The sequence below is a fragment of the Chitinolyticbacter albus genome, assembly GCF_024437655.1.
GTDB lineage: Bacteria > Pseudomonadota > Gammaproteobacteria > Burkholderiales > Chitinibacteraceae > Chitinolyticbacter > Chitinolyticbacter albus.
In genome coordinates this window covers 19,761-35,972 of sequence record NZ_JANBVF010000021.1, presented here as the reverse complement: position 1 = coordinate 35,972, position 16,212 = coordinate 19,761, and the positions used below count along the sequence as shown (strand labels likewise).

General features: G+C 66.1%; 18 protein-coding genes. 17 read left to right on the top strand and 1 reads right to left on the bottom strand.

Going from position 1 to position 16,212, the window contains the following annotated elements; all coding sequences use genetic code 11:
• Positions 1-78 precede the first annotated feature (78 nt).
• The 3 genes from NLI84_RS13235 (at position 79) to NLI84_RS13225 (ending at position 1,545) form a co-directional block, all read left to right on the top strand.
• Positions 79-414: a HEAT repeat domain-containing protein gene (locus NLI84_RS13235; RefSeq protein WP_255990932.1), complete on the top strand. Its 336-nt coding sequence runs from the start codon at positions 79-81 to the stop codon at positions 412-414.
• A gap of 104 nt (positions 415-518) precedes the next feature.
• Complete coding sequence (locus NLI84_RS13230; protein WP_255990930.1) at positions 519-1,166, top strand: DUF4272 domain-containing protein; 648 nt, start codon at positions 519-521, stop codon at positions 1,164-1,166.
• Positions 1,167-1,269: 103 nt separating this feature from the next.
• Positions 1,270-1,545 (top strand): hypothetical protein, encoded by a 276-nt coding sequence (locus NLI84_RS13225; RefSeq protein WP_255990929.1) that lies wholly within the window; start codon positions 1,270-1,272, stop codon positions 1,543-1,545.
• A gap of 505 nt (positions 1,546-2,050) precedes the next feature.
• Here the strand turns inward: NLI84_RS13225 and NLI84_RS13220 are convergent.
• Complete coding sequence (locus tag NLI84_RS13220) at positions 2,051-2,566, bottom strand: SPOR domain-containing protein (RefSeq protein ID WP_255990928.1); 516 nt, start codon at positions 2,564-2,566, stop codon at positions 2,051-2,053.
• A gap of 365 nt (positions 2,567-2,931) precedes the next feature.
• Here NLI84_RS13220 and NLI84_RS13215 point away from each other — a divergent pair, with 365 nt between their 5' ends.
• From NLI84_RS13215 to NLI84_RS13150, 14 genes are all read left to right on the top strand, one after another.
• Positions 2,932-3,525, top strand: a complete 594-nt coding sequence (locus tag NLI84_RS13215; RefSeq protein ID WP_255990917.1) for a Pvc16 family protein — start codon at positions 2,932-2,934, stop codon at positions 3,523-3,525.
• Positions 3,522-4,361 carry a hypothetical protein gene (locus tag NLI84_RS13210; protein WP_255990914.1) on the top strand — a complete coding sequence of 280 codons (840 nt, stop codon included), beginning with the start codon at positions 3,522-3,524 and terminating at the stop codon, positions 4,359-4,361. The genes NLI84_RS13215 and NLI84_RS13210 overlap by 4 nt, the downstream gene beginning before the upstream one ends.
• Before the next feature lie 19 nt (positions 4,362-4,380).
• Positions 4,381-5,091 (top strand): hypothetical protein, encoded by a 711-nt coding sequence (locus NLI84_RS13205; RefSeq protein WP_255990910.1) that lies wholly within the window; start codon positions 4,381-4,383, stop codon positions 5,089-5,091.
• Positions 5,092-5,157: 66 nt separating this feature from the next.
• Positions 5,158-7,026: a phage tail sheath family protein gene (locus NLI84_RS13200; protein ID WP_255990902.1), complete on the top strand. Its 1,869-nt coding sequence runs from the start codon at positions 5,158-5,160 to the stop codon at positions 7,024-7,026.
• 12 nt (positions 7,027-7,038) lie between these two features.
• Positions 7,039-7,488, top strand: coding sequence for a phage tail protein (locus NLI84_RS13195; protein WP_255990901.1), 450 nt, complete (start codon positions 7,039-7,041; stop codon positions 7,486-7,488).
• A 229-nt stretch (positions 7,489-7,717) separates the two neighbouring features.
• Entirely contained in the window at positions 7,718-8,107 is a 390-nt protein-coding gene (locus NLI84_RS13190) for a hypothetical protein (RefSeq protein ID WP_255990900.1), read from the top strand.
• Positions 8,094-10,121 (top strand): phage tail sheath C-terminal domain-containing protein, encoded by a 2,028-nt coding sequence (locus NLI84_RS13185; RefSeq protein ID WP_255990898.1) that lies wholly within the window; start codon positions 8,094-8,096, stop codon positions 10,119-10,121. Before NLI84_RS13190 ends, NLI84_RS13185 begins: the two co-directional genes overlap by 14 nt.
• A gap of 4 nt (positions 10,122-10,125) precedes the next feature.
• On the top strand, positions 10,126-10,683 hold the full coding sequence (locus NLI84_RS13180) for a phage tail protein (RefSeq protein WP_255990896.1): 558 nt from the start codon (positions 10,126-10,128) through the stop codon (positions 10,681-10,683).
• 4 nt (positions 10,684-10,687) lie between these two features.
• The gene (locus tag NLI84_RS13175) at positions 10,688-12,010 is read left to right on the top strand and encodes a CIS tube protein (protein WP_255990894.1); all 1,323 of its coding nucleotides are present in this window, start codon (positions 10,688-10,690) and stop codon (positions 12,008-12,010) included.
• A gap of 12 nt (positions 12,011-12,022) precedes the next feature.
• Positions 12,023-12,187 carry a hypothetical protein gene (locus NLI84_RS13170; protein ID WP_255990892.1) on the top strand — a complete coding sequence of 55 codons (165 nt, stop codon included), beginning with the start codon at positions 12,023-12,025 and terminating at the stop codon, positions 12,185-12,187.
• Between the two features lie 15 nt (positions 12,188-12,202).
• Positions 12,203-13,282, top strand: a complete 1,080-nt coding sequence (locus tag NLI84_RS13165) for a phage late control D family protein (protein ID WP_255990891.1) — start codon at positions 12,203-12,205, stop codon at positions 13,280-13,282.
• Complete coding sequence (locus NLI84_RS13160) at positions 13,279-13,947, top strand: phage baseplate assembly protein V (protein ID WP_255990889.1); 669 nt, start codon at positions 13,279-13,281, stop codon at positions 13,945-13,947. Before NLI84_RS13165 ends, NLI84_RS13160 begins: the two co-directional genes overlap by 4 nt.
• Positions 13,941-15,821, top strand: a complete 1,881-nt coding sequence (locus NLI84_RS13155; RefSeq protein WP_255990888.1) for a hypothetical protein — start codon at positions 13,941-13,943, stop codon at positions 15,819-15,821. The genes NLI84_RS13160 and NLI84_RS13155 overlap by 7 nt, the downstream gene beginning before the upstream one ends.
• Entirely contained in the window at positions 15,818-16,207 is a 390-nt protein-coding gene (locus tag NLI84_RS13150) for a GPW/gp25 family protein (protein WP_255990887.1), read from the top strand. The genes NLI84_RS13155 and NLI84_RS13150 overlap by 4 nt, the downstream gene beginning before the upstream one ends.
• Positions 16,208-16,212 lie beyond the last annotated feature (5 nt).

Genomic DNA, 16,212 nt, shown 5'->3' with positions numbered 1-16,212 from the left:
CGCTACGGCGGCCCCTCACGTCAAACGTTGGGCCTCAAGAGACATACTGTGGGCGAACTAACCAATCTTAAATCCGCAATGGCAGCAAGAGATCCCGTAGCCCTTAATAGGCTGCTGCTCGATGATTCCCACGAGTTTCACGAAGACATAGTCTTCGCGCTCGGCCTGATTGGTGATCCCCGCTCAGTTGACGCCATAGCTCAAGCGGTGCTCGTTCCATTTGACCATTTGGTCGAATGGGGCAATCTGCATGAGTTTCAGCGCAAATGTGCCTATGCACTAGCCCGCATCGGTACTCCAGAAGCACGTACTGCGCATGAGTCGCTTGCTAAAAAGTCGGGCCCATTTCTAAAGGAATATGGAGAAGAGGGACTACAGCATTGGCCACTTAAGTTTGGAGGCGGGAAGAATTGAGGCCCAACCCTTCGGTCAACGTGACGGCCCAAAGCTGCGCTTTGGGTTCCCTCCATGCCTGCGGTATTCCGGCCGCACGTTACCTCCAACATTAAGTGTCTCACATGAGTCCAGAGTCGCGAAAAGCCTCCTCAGAATCGAAACTTCGAGCGCTCGGAATTCCGATCAACGAACACCTTCCGCTTATTGAAACGGAGGAAGAGACAAAGGTTCGCTCAAGAGATGAAGTTTTTCATAGGCTGCTCGCACTATGGGCGGTAGTAGGCAAGGCATTTCTTGGTTCAGGGTCGCACTTCGCCGGCTACATCGCCGAACAAGGCATGCAGGATTGGCTGTCCGGTCAAGAACGCGACTTTCTTTTTTCCAAAGAAGCTTCCGAGAGAGATCAGATTCATTTCTCTTGGCAACTTGAAGCCTTCTTCTTCATCGCTTGGGCGGCCGGGCTAGTTGAGGCAAGCGAGATACCGACAGAAGAGTCAAGCGTCCAGTCAATTCTTGGTCTTTTTCCTCAAGAGAATGAGGCTCCAGACATCCTAAGAGGCTCAATTTGTATTCGTTCGAAATCCGATATTCTTGATCGTGCAGACCTGATGTATAGGCTTCATTGGGCGGTAAGAAACGCGCATCTCACTGGGTCAGCAACACCAAAAGGCATCAACGGGGGTGTCGTCCAAGAGTGGCATCGTGCAGTCAATTGGATGACCTGCTACGGAGAAGAGAATGACTGGGATCAAGTTGGCACAGACACCTAACCCTTTCATCGAGAGGACGCTGCCCGGCAAGCCGGCCAGCGCCTCTCATATCAAACGTTAGGTAGCACGAATTCTGCCAGCGAGCGCATATGGGGAGAGTTTGATGAAGCGCGTTTTCTTTGGAGTGATTTGTTTCGTTGTGTTCGCCTTCGGTGGCTTGGTTGTAGGAGGAGCAATAGCTGGAGCTATTGCTGGTTCCAAGGTAAAGGCCGTGGGCTTGGCGGACGGTTTCGCAAAGGGCGAGCAAGTTGGTTATGCGGCAGGAGCAGAGTTCGGCCAGAAGTACGGAGGTATCGTGCTAATCGGTGCGCTTGTCCTGTCGGTTATTGGTACTGCCACAGGCTTCCTGCCGGGAACCAAGAGGAAGCCGTCGAAGTAGAGTGGCTAACGGCTCTTTCTCCAGCATGGCGTGTGACGCGCCGCTTAACCCCTCCATCGAGCGACCCCACAACAGCGGGGTGCGGTGGTGCGCTTCGGCAACACAGAGAGCGCCGTTGCGGTCCGCTCATTTCGAACGTTAGAGCCTGCAATACGACGCTAAGCCGACATTGATTAGCCGGACAAGAGCTTCTGCTTTGGCCGAGTTACCGAAGTAGCGCAACGGCCGATTTTGGAGCGAAATTGCCGTTCAAGTGACGGCAGTTTATGAAGTCGAGTTTCCGTTCTTGGCCGAAACGAGCTGGTCGCCAGATCACACGCCAGCCAGTCCGGTTCACGGTGGGCAATACGCCCGCCCGCCAGACCGGCGCTGGAGGCGCGCGCTGACCCAAGCCTTGGGTGGCACCGCGCTCCGGCTGATATCGGCCGACAGGATTTCGCGGCCCTGCAGTTGAGTGGTGCAGGGCAACCGCCCGGTTCATGCTCGGCTCTGGAGCGCGAGCGGATCAGGCTTTCTTGGCGGGGGCCGGCAGCATGATCACCGGTAGCGCGCCATCCAGGTTCAGCGTGCGTGCGATGGGTTGTCGCGCGGTGCGCGCGGCATCGACATCGCCGTACTTGCCGACGGCGACGACAAACCAGCGGGTGCCGTCTGTTTCCACCGATTCGAACAGCGCCACCGCCAGTCGGGCATCGCGCGCAGCGGCGGCCAGCGCCTGTGCTGGGTCGGCGGTACTGAATTGCCCCGCGAGCAGCGCGTAGTCGGCCTTGTCCGGCAGCGGTGCCGGCAGGTTCAGCGCCTGCGCATCCACTTCGGGGATGTCGCTCGCCGCCTTGGCGGCAGGAGCTGCGGCTTGGCCGCTTAACGGGGCGGCAGCCTTGGTCGCGCTGGGGGCCACACCCGGAATGCGGTTGGCCGCGCGTTCCACACCCGCCTTGATCGACGTCGGCGCCAGCGTTCCGGCGGCGAACATCAGCGCGCCAAACAGCAGCACGAGTACGACGAACAGCAACTTCTTCATGGCGAGTGTTTCGCAAGGATCGTGGCGAGAACCCGTTTATAGCACGGCGTCATGGCGCGGCGGAGGGCGGACATCGTGTGACACTGCTGATACGCGTTCAGTGCACGGTTTTGCATGTTTTCACCCTGGCCTGACTCCGCCTGGAACCAGGCGAGTGTCACATTGGCAGCACGAGTTGTCACAGGCGATACGACTCATGTCGCAAGCATTGTCACATCCGCCGTTGATCGCGCCTGGAAGCTTTGCATGACGCTTGCAAAATCCTTGTAAAACAAAAGGAAAAAGTCAGTTTTTGCAAGTTGGCACGAGGGTTGCTGTAAACCGCTGACGGTCAGCCTCAGGGCTGTCCATCACCGGGAGCGGACATGGGCGGATTTGCCAGCATATCGGCGGCGGGGCGCAGCATCCAGCGGCTGCTGCAGATTCGCTTTGCCGAGCAGCAACCACTGGCCACGGCCACCAGCGTGGCGATCGCGCGCACCGAGGATCTGGACAGCAACAACATCGGCAACCTGGTGCAACGGCCCGCGCTGACGCTGTTCCTGTATCGGGTGGACTTCAACAAGACCATGCGTGCCGCGTGGTCCGCCGTCGGCGCCGCCGATGGCCGCTCGCACCTGGCGCTGGATCTGCATTTCCTGCTGACTGCCTGGGCCGATGCCGCCGAGAACGAGCATCGCATCCTGGGCCGCGCCATGCAGGTGATCGAGGATACCCCTATCGTTTCCGGGCCCTTGCTGGCTGGCGCCGGCGACTGGTCGCCCACCGAGGCGTTGCACCTGTTGCTGGAGGAGGTCGATACCGAGTCGTTGATGCGCATCTTCGATTCGCTGCCCATCGATTACCGGCTGTCCGTGCCCTATATCGCCCGCGTGGTCTGCATCGATGGCGCGCCCGCCACGCGCGAACCCGATGTCGTCACCGCCACCATCGGCGCGAAGCCGGAGCTGGCGACATGAACGCGCCCGCCGGTTTCGTCGCCCAGACCCGGCGCCTTGCCGTCGGCATCGAGCTGATGGATGCGGCCAGCGCGCAGCCGGTGCTGATGCCCATCCACATTGGCCTGGACGAAGTGACGGCGCCGCGTCGACCGCCGCTACGCCGCCTGCCCAGCAATCGCTATGCGCTGCTCTACCGCGACGATCTAGCTAGCGCCCCGCAGCCCTTGGTGCTGCGGGTGTCGGCCACGCCGGATGGCCGTTACTCGCTGCCCTACGCGCACCGCGGTTTCGTGCCGCGGCGGCTGGCGCTGACACTGCCCACGCTCGCCAACGCCGAGGCGGCACCGCCGGCCGATCGCACATTGCGGCCCTGGTTGTTTCCGGCTGCGGCCTATCCGCTTTCCAACACCGCCACGGGCCTTAGGGCGCACGTATTCCGCAACGCGGCGGGTGATGTGCCGCGCCGCGCCGCGCGCTGGGTACGGGTAATCGCCAGCATTCCGGCGGCGCAGGCCGATCTGGACCTGGCCAACATCATTGCGCGCGGCGCGGGCGACGATCGCGGTGAGTTTCTGCTGCTGCTGCCGCCCGCCGCATCGCAGCCGGGCACGCAGCCCACGATGCAGGTGCGTATCACCGTGTTCGCGGGGGCCGAGGCCGATCCGCCCGATCCGGATCTGCCGGCGCGCGATCCGCTGTGGGATGTGCCGCTGGAAACGCCGGCAAGCTGGGCGGCGAGCGATGGGGTGCTGACGGGCGCGACGCTGCCGGTGGGTTATGCCGCGGTAGCCAGCCGCGTGGTGGCGTTGCGCCTGGGCCTGTTGGCCCGGGGCATTGCCGATTTCGAGTTCTAGCGGGCAGGGGAGCGACATCATGATAGGGCTGGCTGGGCGTTTTACCGATGCGGACGGGGTGACGCGCGACAAGAAGGGGTGCTGGGTGTTTCGCAACACCACCGGTATCACGATCGCCGACATGCAGATCTCGACCGACCTGCACACCGGCAACGTACCCGACATCCGCCGGCTGGTGGTTCAGCAATTAAATCCCCAGGGCCAGCCGACCACGCGGGTGGCCGACGCCTCGTTCAGCGACCAGACCACCGTTCATTTCGATTTCAACCCGCCGCTGGCCAAGGGCGCACCGTTCACCGTGGCGATCGAATTCGACGAGGATTTTGCCGCCAACCAGAAGATCGAGTTCCGGCCGACCATGGCCGGCGGCGGCGCCATCAATGGGGGCGCCACCGACCCGAAGGCCGCCAGCGGCCTTGCCGTCGCCGAGAGCGGCGAGGGGGGCGGGGCACTCGACGAGTCCGGCATCGATGCGGCCGGGCTCGATCGCGAGAAGGTGCTGCGCATCCTCTACATCATCGCCCGCATCCTCACCCTCATCCTGCGACCCCGTCCGCCAGCGCCCACACCGGCGCCCGTACCGGTTCCCAGCCCCAAACCGACGTCTACCGGCTCGACCGAGCTCGACGAGCTGTTACGTGAACTGCGCGAACTGGTGCCCGCGCAAATGCAGCCCAAGACCGATTCCCTGCTCGATGCACTGGGCGGCCTGCTGTTCCATCCGCGTTAGAGCCTAGGGCTCTTAAAGTCCCACCCGTGACGGCCGCAAGCCGTGTTGTGCGTAAAGGAGAAAGCGATGCCTGAATATCTTGCCCCCGGCGTCTACGTCGAAGAGGTCAGCTTCCGCGCCAAGTCGCTGGAAGGCGTGCCGACGTCCACCACCGGTTTCGCTGGCTACACCCGCTATGGGCCGGTGTACTACCCCGGCGCCCCCAAAGCGAGCGACCCCCGCCTCATTACCAGCTTTACCGAGTTCGAGCGCGTGTATGGCGGGCTGGAAGATGTCGCGCCCGGGGGGGACGAGCGCACCAACTACCTCGCGCATGCGGCGCGGGCCTTCTTCCAGAACGGTGGCCGGCGGCTCTATATCTCGCGCGTCTACGTGCAGAGCAATGACGGCATCGATGTCGGCGGTGAGTTCACCTACGACGGCTGTGCCAGCCGCGACGTGACGGTCCTGGCCGGCGTGGTCACCACCTGGCGCGCCCGCTGGCCGGGCCGTGCGGGCGAAGTGCATGTACGGACCGAGATCGCGCGCAGCAAGAACCTCGCCTTCGTCGACGGCGATGGTGACGTGCAGGTCAAACGTGCCAAGGCCGGCGCCGTGATCGAGATCGTGCTGGCGGGCGATCCCATCCCGGTGGGCAATGCGCCGCTGGTCGATACCGCGCTGCGCGTGGTGTCGGTCGATCTGGAGGGCAAGCAGACCTTTACCGATCGCGACGGCAACGTGGTCGATATTCCGGCGGGCGCCGCTGCGCAGCTCATCGAAGGCCGCGTCATCGTGGCGGTGGACGACGAGCGCCTCGATGTGGCCAACGAACTGGGCTTCTCGCCGCTGCAAAAACGCTACATCGGCAAGATCCTGCAAAAGGACGATCCCGAGGACGAGAACAGCACCGTCTGGCTGGAGTGGGATCCGGAGCAGGGCGGCATCGCCGTGCCCGGTTTCGTCGCGGCGCGCCTTGCTATCGCGCTGCAGGCCAATGCCACGCCGCGTCTCGATGGCGGCACCGAGGGTGACACCTTGGTGGCCAGCGATCTGGCTGGCGAGCCGGCCGATCCGGACAACGTCGAGGTCAAGGCGACCGGCCTTGAGGCGCTGGCCGAGATCGACGACATCGCCATCGTTGCGCTGCCCGATGCGATTGCACTCGGCACCGCGGACGACGTGGCCGCAGGCGCCGACGCGCTGATCGCCCACGCCACCAACTGCCGCTACCGCATCGCCGTGGTCGATGCGCCCGAAGGCTCGTCGCTGAACGAGGTGCGCGACTTCCGCGGCCGCTTCGACAGCAAGTACGCCGCGCTCTACCACCCGTGGATCGAGATCCTCGATCCGAACGAGCGGCCCAGCCAGGGCGCGCCGCAGCGCCGGCTGCTGTTGCCGCCGTCGGGCTTCGTCACCGGCATCTACGCGCGTAGCGACATCGAGCGTGGCGTGCACAAGGCGCCGGCTAACGAGGTGGTGCTGGGCCTGACGCGCTTCGAGGCCAACATCAACAAGCCACGCCAGGACGTGCTCAACCCCGAGGGCATCAACGCGCTGCGCTTCTTCGAGGGCCGCGGCAGCCGGGTATGGGGCGCGCGCACCATGAGCTCGGACCCGGAATGGAAATACGTCAACGTGCGCCGGCTCTTCATCTACCTGGAGCACAGCATCGACAAGGGCAGCCAGTGGGCGGTGTTCGAGCCCAACAACGAGCGGCTGTGGGCCAACGTGCGGCGCATGGTCGAGGACTTCCTCTACATCATGTGGCGCGATGGCGCGCTGCTTGGCGCCAAGCCCGAGGAGGCCTACTTCGTGCGCTGCGATCGCACCACGATGGCGCAGAACGACCTCGATAACGGTCGGTTGATCTGCCTTGTCGGCGTCGCGCCAGTGAAGCCCGCCGAGTTCGTCATCTTCCGCGTCGGCCAGTGGACCGCGGACGCGAAGCAATAGGAGACCTGAGTCATGGCTACGTTCCGCAACAACCCCTACGGCGCCTTCAACTACCTGGTCTCGCTCGGCGGCAGCGACGAGGCCAGCGTGGTCGGCGGCTTTTCCGATGTCAGCGGTCTTGGCTCCGAGATCAATTATTCGGAATACCGCAACGGCAACGAGCCGGTGAACACGGTGCGCAAGATCGCCAACACCTTTAAGAACGACGACGTGACCTTGAAGCGTGGCCTCTTGGGCTCGCTCGATTTGTTCGAGTGGTACAAGCGCGTGCGCGAGGGCGAGTACGAGCCGCGCACGGTGACGATTACGCTGCTCGACGAGGCGCGCCAGCCGGTGGCCACCTTCTCGCTACGCAATGCCCAGATCAAGAAGTGGACCGGCCCGACGCTGGCTGCCAAGGGCGGCGGCGAGGTGGCCATGGAAGAAATCCAGCTGGCGCACGAGGGCATCGAGTACGCCTAACGCGGTGGGCCGGCGGTGAGCGCAGGTGTTGCATGTTGCGCCGTTCCTGGCGGGATTGGGTTCCGACTCGACCCCGTCTGGAATGGGGCGCTGCCGGCCCGGCCCCACATTGTCTTAGGCGGCGGGATATCGCGCCGGCGGGTGCCTGGCATCTGCCTTGGCGCGTGGGCGGGGCGTGTCGCCCGGTGAGGGCGGGTGCCGCAGGTCTGCAACAGCAAGGGGTGATGAGGTGAAGCGCATTCTGAGCATCGACGGTGGCGGCATCCGCAGTTTGATCCCGGCGCTGGTGCTGGCCGAGATCGAAACCCATACCGGCAAGTCGGCCGCGCAAGCGTTCGATCTGATCGCCGGCACTTCCACCTGCGGCACTCTGGCGCCTGGATTCGCCATCGGCGATGGCAATTGCTGGTCGCGCAACATCGCCCCCGCGCTCGCCGACGGCGGCTACGTCAGGCTGCAAACCAGCCTCACCGAAGCGTCAGGCGATATGGACAACGCCAGCAACGGCAATATCCAGCCGCTGCGCGGCGAGGCGAAGAAACTGATCTGCACGCACGAGCCCGAGCTAGAGGCCGCGTGTGTGGCTGGTTTTCGGAGTAAGCACCATGCCAGCGCTTGACGCCGTCCTCGATCGCATTGCCCGTGGCGCCCCCGGGGTCTACACGCTGCCGGCCGAACCGGTGCGCCGGCTCACCGGCGAGCGGCTCGATGTATGCGCCTTCGTCGGCGTGGCGCCGCGCGGGCCATGCCGGGTGCCATTGACCGACGAATCTGCCGCGCACGCCGCAGACTGGACCATGTGCGATCCGGATCGGCCCCGCCTGCGCAGCGTGGCCGTGCCGGTCGAGCGCTTTGACGAGTACCGTGCGCTGTTCGGCGGCTTCGAAGGCCCGGGACTGTTGCCCTACGCGGTGGCGAGCTTCTTCGAGCAGGGCGGGGCGCGCGCCTACATCGTGCGCGTGGTGCACGACTATGCCGGCCCCGATGATGCGGGTGGCGTGGCCACCGGCGAGCTCGTCGGCCTTGCCGCGCCGCTCACGTTTGCCGCGCGCAACGAAGGCGGCTGGGGCAATGCGCTTGCGCTGGAACTCACGTTCCGCACGTCCCCCTTCCAGGCGACGGCGCTGAGCGACAGCACGCTGCGTCTGGCGAGCGGCAGCGATACCGTCGCCGGCACCTTGCTGCGCCTGCGATTGTCCGACGGCACCCGCCACCTGCGCTGGGTGAATGAAGTCGCCACCGTGGGTGATGCGCAGCAGCCGCGCCGCTACCGGGTCGCGACCTTGTCCGCGGCCTTGCCGGGCGCCGATGGCGATCCTTTCCTGCCGGCACATCTCGTGGGCATCGAGCGGGTGGAGGGCGAGCTTGCCATCACCGACGGTGCAGGCCGCAGCGAGCGCCTGGTGGCGCTCGGCCTGTCGGTCGCGCATCCGCGCTGGCTGGCCACCATCGTTGCCCAGCAATCGACGCTGGTCTGGCCCGGCTGGGATTGGGCTGGCGGCCAGATCATGCCGGCGGATACCACGCTGCCGCCGGGCACGAGCGAGGCGTTCAGCGGCGGAGAGGATAGATGGGCCGATCTGGTTCATGCCGATTTCTTCGATCCGGCGTGGGATCCGCTCGCCGACGAGGCACGCTTTGCCGGCCTCTACGCGCTGTACCGCATCGCCGATGTCACCCAGGTCTGCGTACCCGATCTTTACCAGCCGCGCGCCTTGCCGCCGGTCGATACCGTGTTCGAGGAATCGCTCGCCGGCCCCGAGTTCGCCGATTGCCTGGTGTTGCCCCCACCGCCCGAGCAGGATGACCTGACCGATGCGCTGGCGGGCCTCGTGCTCGATCCCGCCCTGCCGGGCGATCTGGCCCAGATCATCGTGCTGCAGCAGCAACTCGTCGAGTTTGCGATGACCACGCGCGAGCATATCGCCCTCATCGACGTGCCGCCGGGGCTGACGCCGCCGCAAATCCTGGTGTGGCGCAGCCATTTCGATACCGCCTACGCCGCCGCCTATCACCCGTGGCTGTCGGTGGCGCGCAGCGACGATGCGCGCGACGCGCTGGTGCGGGTGCCGCCCTCGGCCGCGGCCGCTGGCGTGATCGCCGCGCGCGAGCTGCGTTTCGGCGTGCAGGTAGGGCCGGCGAACGAGGTGGTCTTGCAAGCCGTCAAGGTCGATACCCGCGTCGTGCCGCAGGACCACGCCACGCTGCATCAGGCGCATATCAACGTATTTCTGCAGGAGCCGGCCGGGATCACGCTGGCGGCGGCGCGCACGCTTTCCACCGAGGCGGAGTGGCGTCAGCTGTCGGTGCGGCGGCTGATGCTGATGTTGCGCCGGGTACTCGACCGCCAGATGCAGTGGGCGGTGTTCGAACCCAATGGCGCCGCCTTGCGCGCCGAGCTGATCCACCTCGTCACCACCTTGCTGCGCCGGCTCTACCGGCTGGGGGCATTGCGCGGCGCGACCGAGGCGCAGGCCTTCTTCGTGCATTGCGACGATGTGCTCAACCCGCCTTATCGCGTCGACAACGGCGAGCTCCTGATGGAGATCGGCGTGTGCCCGGCCGAGCCGCTGGAATTCATCGTGCTGCGGCTCACGCGCGACGGCGACGGCACGCTGACCCTGGAGGATTGAGCAGATGGCCGACGATCTGCTGTTCATGCGCACCTACCGCTTCCGCGTGCGCTTCTCGCCCAGCCCCGAGGTGGCAGCTGGCGCCGTGCCTGCGCCGGACAGCGGCGGGCTTGAGCCCGCGCTCGATACGCCGCCCGAGGACACGGGTGGCGATGAAATCCGCGCCCCCGACGGCGCCTTCCAGGAAATCAGCGGGCTCGAAGTCAGCATGGATGTCGCCGACTACAACGAGGGCGGCCGCAACGACGGCGTGATCCGCCGCGCCGGGCGCGCGCGCTACAGCCCCATCACGATGAAGCGCGGCATGTTCCACCCCGACGGTGACGAGCTGCAGAAGGAGTTGTGGCAGTGGTTGCAGGCGGTGGTGTCCGGCCGGCGCCCCATTCCGCGCTTTGACGGCGTGATCGAGGTGCTGGCGGCCAACGGTGACGACGTGGTCGCCACCTGGAGCTTCGAGCGCGCGCTGCCGCTCAAGGTGCGCGGCCCCGAACTCAACGCCAAGACCGGCGAAATCGCGATCGAAGAGCTGCAGATCGCCCACGAAGGCCTGAGGCTGGAGTAGCGCCATGGAACTGAAGAAGGCCTTTCTCGTCGAGATTTCCACCGGTGAAAACGCCCGCGAAATGGGCGATCGCATCCCGGTGCAGTTCAACCCGACCTCGATGCGCATGGCGATCGCCAACCGCAGCGAAGGCGGCCAGCAGAGCGGGCGCCAGTCGCGCCAGTATGTCGGTACCGGCTCGACCACACTGACGCTGGAACTGGTGTTCGACAGTGCCGACGAAGGCGACAGCGACAACCCGGTGCCGGTGTTCGAGCGCACCCGCAAGATCGAATACTTCATCAAGCCCAAGGAAGGCGAGGAGTTGCCGCCGCGCGTGCGCTTCGAATGGGCGCAGTTGCAGATCGATGGCGTGGTCGAGAGCTTCAACCTCGATCTTGATCACTTCGCTGCCGACGGCACGCCACTGCGCGCCAAGGTCGGGCTGACCATCAAGGCGCAGGACCCCACCTACCAGTTCCGTCGCAGCGGCCCCGGTGCTACCGATACCGCCGGCGCACCGGCACCGGGCGCCGCCACCCCCGATCTGCCGGGCTTGGGTGGCTTGGGCGCGCTGAATGACGCGCTGGGCCGGCTCGCCAACAACCCGATCGCCAATGCATTGTCCGCCGCCAATGCGGCCATCTCGGACGTGAACGCCACCATCGCCCGCGCGCTCGATGGCGAGAGCCTGGCGCAGTTCGCGCAGCGGCAGGGGCTTGATCCCACCGCATGGCGCGCGCTGGCGGCCGGCGTCGCTGATCCGCTACGGCTGACCGCCGGCGCCGAGATTGGCCTTGCTGCCGTCGCCGGCCCCGGTCTTGCCGCGCAAGGCGTTGCCACGGCGGCCACCGATACCGTCGCGCGGCTGGGGCTTTCCGCCACCGGCAACGACGTGCGCGCCGTACTGGCGCAGGGTACGGCGCTGGCGCAGGCGGGCGGCGTCGGCGCCGGGCTGGAAACGCTGAAGACCGATGTCGCGGGGCAGGGCAACCGCTCGGCCCGGCAGGCGTTCGCCGGCACCGCGGTGCAGCTGCCGCCGCAGGGCAATGCCATCGCTGAGCTGGCTGCCAGCAGCGGCCAGCGCAACCAGGTGTTCAGCCAGCGCGCCGATCCGCGCGCGACCACGTTCGGTGCCAACGTACCGCTGCGTGACCGGGTGGGCGGGGCGGTTGAAACGCGCGCCAACCTTTTGACCGGTCAGGCTGCACAGCGCAGCGACAGCCTGCCGCCTGTTTCGACCAACCCCACCCAGCCCGCATGGCAGGCGTTGCCGCAGGGCGCGCCAGCCGGCAGTGGTGCGCATCGCCCCGGTCAGCCCGGCGATTGCGGCTGCGGCTGCCATTGAAAGGAGAGCGTCATGCCGGTCTACATCGATGAAGTCGATAGCCAGGTCTCGGTGCAGGGGGGCTCAGGCAACGCCAAGCCCGTGCAGTCGTGGCAACAGACGGAAGCCTGGCGCCGCGAGGCCGAATGCGCCGCCGAGGACGCTGCGCGCACGGCGGCCTGGGGCAGCGACGACTAGCGAGCGAAACCGATCATGCCCCTCGTCCTCTTCCAGGCCAACACGCCCACCTTCACCGTCGATGGCTCGCGCCAGGCGGCGCTGTCGCTCGATCTCAAGCGCCTCGAGATCGACGAGGACGGGCAGGGCATGAAGCGGCTGGTCGCGCGTTTCAATGCCTGGGGGCCGCAGGAGGGCGAGGACGGCGAGACGCTGCTCTATCTCGACGGTCGCGTCTTCGATTTCGGCAAGCGGCTGGAGGTGGCGCTGGGCCCCGAGGGCAGCGCCTGCACGGTGTTCGACGGCAAGATCAGCGCGATCGAAGCCTGCTACCGCGAAGGCGTGGAACCCGAGGCACTGATCTATGCCGAGGATGCGCTGGCCGTGCTGCGCTTCACCCATCGCAGCAAGACTTGGGAAAACGTCTCCGACGCCGATATCGCCCGCGCCATCGCCGGCGAGCATAGCCTCACCCCGGATGTCGATTGCGACGGCCCGACCTACGCCGTGGTGCAGCAGTTCAACCAGAGCGATCTGGCGTTCCTGCGCGAGCGTGCCCGGCTGGTGGCCGCCGACGTGTGGGTGGCGGACGGCAAGCTCGGTTTCAAGACGCGCGACAAGCGCGATGGCACCGAGGTCGAGCTGGTGAATGGCGCCGACATCCTGCAACTCGATATCCGCGCCGATCTCGCGCACCAGCGTGCCAGCGTGCATGTGACCGGTTACGACGTCACCGCGCGTGACGGGATCGACGAGGAAGCCTCCGACACCGCCGTGCGCGGCGAGTCCCCGCAAGGGCGGCTCGGTAGCGAGGCGCTGGCCGGGCTGGGCGACTACCCAAGCACCCGCACCCGCGAGGTACCGCTCGATGCCGAAGCGGCACGCGCCTGGAGCCGCGCCGAAATGCTACGCCGCGCGCGGCGTTTCGTGCACGTGCGCGGAGTGACCAACGGCACGCCGCAACTGGCGGTGGGCAGCAAGGTGAACCTGCAACGCGTGGCGCCGCCGTTTGCCGGTGCCGGTTACTACGTGACGCGGGTGCGTCACAGCTACGACCTCGTCGACGGCCATCGCACGCTGTTCGAGGCCGAACGCGCCACGCTGGAGGCCGCATGATCGATTTCGATCGCTACGACGGCGGCTTTCCCGGCAGGCGGCTATTCGGGCTCTATCCGGCCATCGTTCTCGACATCGTCGACCCGGACAACGTCGGCCGCATCCAGGTCAGCTTCCCCTGGCTGGGCGACGCTGGCGCCGACGTGAAGGCCTGGGCGCGACTGGTCACGCTGTATGCCGACGACGATCAGGGCTGGGAAATCCTGCCCTCGGTCGATACCGAGGTCATCGTGGCCTTCGAGGCCGGCGTGCTGGAGCGGCCATATATCGTTGGCGCGGTGTGGAACGGCAAGGAGGCGCTGCCCGAGGCGGCGCAGGCGGCCAACAACAAGCGGCTCTTGAAGACGCGCAGCGGCAGCCTGCTGGAGTTCGACGACACCGACGGCGCGGCCAAGGTGACCGTGTCGATGCAAAGCGGCCACCAGCTGGTGCTGGACGATGCGGCGCAGCAGGTGACGCTGCAGCACTCGAACGGCTGCAAGATCGAGATGAATATCGCCGGCCAGGTGACGATCACCGCCAATGCCACGGTCGAGGTCAACGCCAGTGCGGTGAACGTGCATGCGCCGATGGTGACCTGCGACGGCACCGTGGTGTGCCAGACGCTGATCACCCAATCGGTCGTCTCGCCGAGCTATACCCCGGGAGCGGGCAACGTATGGTAGCCGCCGCCCACCACCCCTGGCTGATCACCGCGCCCTGGTACCGCTGGGACAAGGCGGGTGTGCCCGCGTCCGGCAAGCAGCACCTGCAGCCGACCATCCAGAAGTTCGCCTCCGACGATTTCGTCAACGAATTCATTGGCGATCCGCAGCACTCGCTGGTGTTCGACAATGACGATGTCGTTTACAACATCGACTACGTCGCCGTGACCCAGGGCCGCTTGCCCGGCCGGCTGGCCGCCTTCTTTCCCACTCGCGCCGATGGCTCGCCGGCACAGCCGGGCGACGCGCCGACCGACCTGCGCCAGACCAAGCTCGTGCCGACCAGCACGCGCAAGCTGTTCCTGCCTGCGCATGCGCGGCATTACCTGGTGGTGTGCGAGCTGCATTGCGATACGCACGGCCTGCCCTCCGTCCCCGCGGGCGAAATCTGCCAGGCCGGCTTCGTGGTGCGGCGGCGGCGCCTCGCCGTGCCGCAGGCGCTCTCCAGCGAGGGCACGCGACTGTTGCGCGATCTGATCGCGGCGCAGGCGGTGCTGGCCGATCTCGATGAAACCATTCCGGTGCGGCCGGGTGCCGCCAAGCAGCGCGCGGCGCGCAACGCGCGGCTGAAGGCACGCGGCGAGTTCGATGCCAAGCGTCAGGCCGCCTTCGACAAGGTGGGTGAGCAACGCCAGGCGATCGCCGATTGGCAGCTGGCGCACGGCATCGAGAATTACGTCGAGGGCTGGATCCCCGGCACACACAAGGGCGTGGGCAACTGGCGCGTCGTCGAGGAGGCGCCACAGCAGCTCGAGGAGGCGTGGTTCCCGCTGTACCGGGTGTTTGCCGATCCCAAGATCGCCGACCATTCGGCACGGGGCCGGGCGCTGTTTTTCGGCGTGATCCCGACCTCGGCGTTCGAGACCACCAATGCAGGCGACGCGCGCTTCGACGATCGCAGCCTGTATGAGATCCGCACCTTCTTCCGCCGCCACGATTGCTGCTGCCCGATGGCCGGGCTCAATGCGCGCGCGCCCGATTGCGACGGGCTGCTGACCTGGAGCGAGGCGACGCAGCCCTACCGGCTGGCGCCGCAGTTCGATACCGTCGGCAGCGCCAACCGGCCGGTCACCATCCAGATGCCCAACCTCGCCGAGCTCGCGGCACAGGCGCTGGCGCGGCCGATCGGCCAGCTCTCGCCGATCAAGTTCGTGCAGCCGCAGGCGCTGACGCCGCAGGTGGAAGCGGGCGCCGTCACCGGCGGCAGCATGGGGCCGGGGCAGATCTGCCATTTCTCGATCCCACTGATCACCATCATCGCGCTGTTCGTGCTCAGCATCTTCCTGCCCATCGTGATGTTCATCTTTCAGCTGTGGTTCCTCCTGGCATTCAAGTTCTGCATCTTGCCCAGCTTCAAGTTCGAGGGCGGCATGATGGCCGAGCTGTCGGCGATCCCGCCTGCCATAGGCATCGACGGCCAGCTCTCGATCGACGTCGAGGCGGCGACCTTCGATTTCGACGGCGTCACCTACGACGGCGACGACGTGCGCGCCGAGCTCCTGACCGTTGCCAACACCAACCTGCCGCAATCGCTGCCGCACGCCATTGCGGAGGCCGCCGGCCACCCGCGCGAGCTGTTTCCCGGCGTGGCCAACCCGGTGCACACCGCCGAGGCGATCAAGGTGCGCGACGACCTCGACGCCAAGCTGGCGATGGGTCCGCTGATCGGCATCGCCGGCGTGATGCATGAACAGGCCGCGCTCGAACCCGAGCCTGGGGACGCGAGCGAGAACGGCAGTCGGCTCGATCTCACCGGGCGGCTGCAGTTCGAGCCGCGGCGTATTTCGCAGTGGAAGCACGAACAGCATCTGCCGACCACCGGAGAGTTCCTATGAGCACAAGCCGCATGGTGCTGGGCGCGGGCCTGGCCTTTCCGATCGCCCCGGATGAGACGGGCCGGCTGCCGGTGGCCGACGGCCCGGAAAAAGTTCGTCAGTCCATTGCCATCCTGCTCGATACCGAACCGGGCGAGCGGCTGATGCTGCCCGACTACGGCTGCGGGCTGCGGCGCTTTCTGATGCAGACCAACAGCGCCGTCACCCGCGCGCAGATCCAGCGCGAGGTCGAGCGCAGCCTCAAGCGTTGGGAGCCGCGCATCACGGTGTCGGATGTCGCCGTCACCCCCGGGCGCGATCCATCGCTGGTGCTGGTGCAGGTGAACTACACGCATGTACGTGACGGTCGTCGCGACAACCTCGTCTACCCGTTCTACCTCAACTGAAGGGT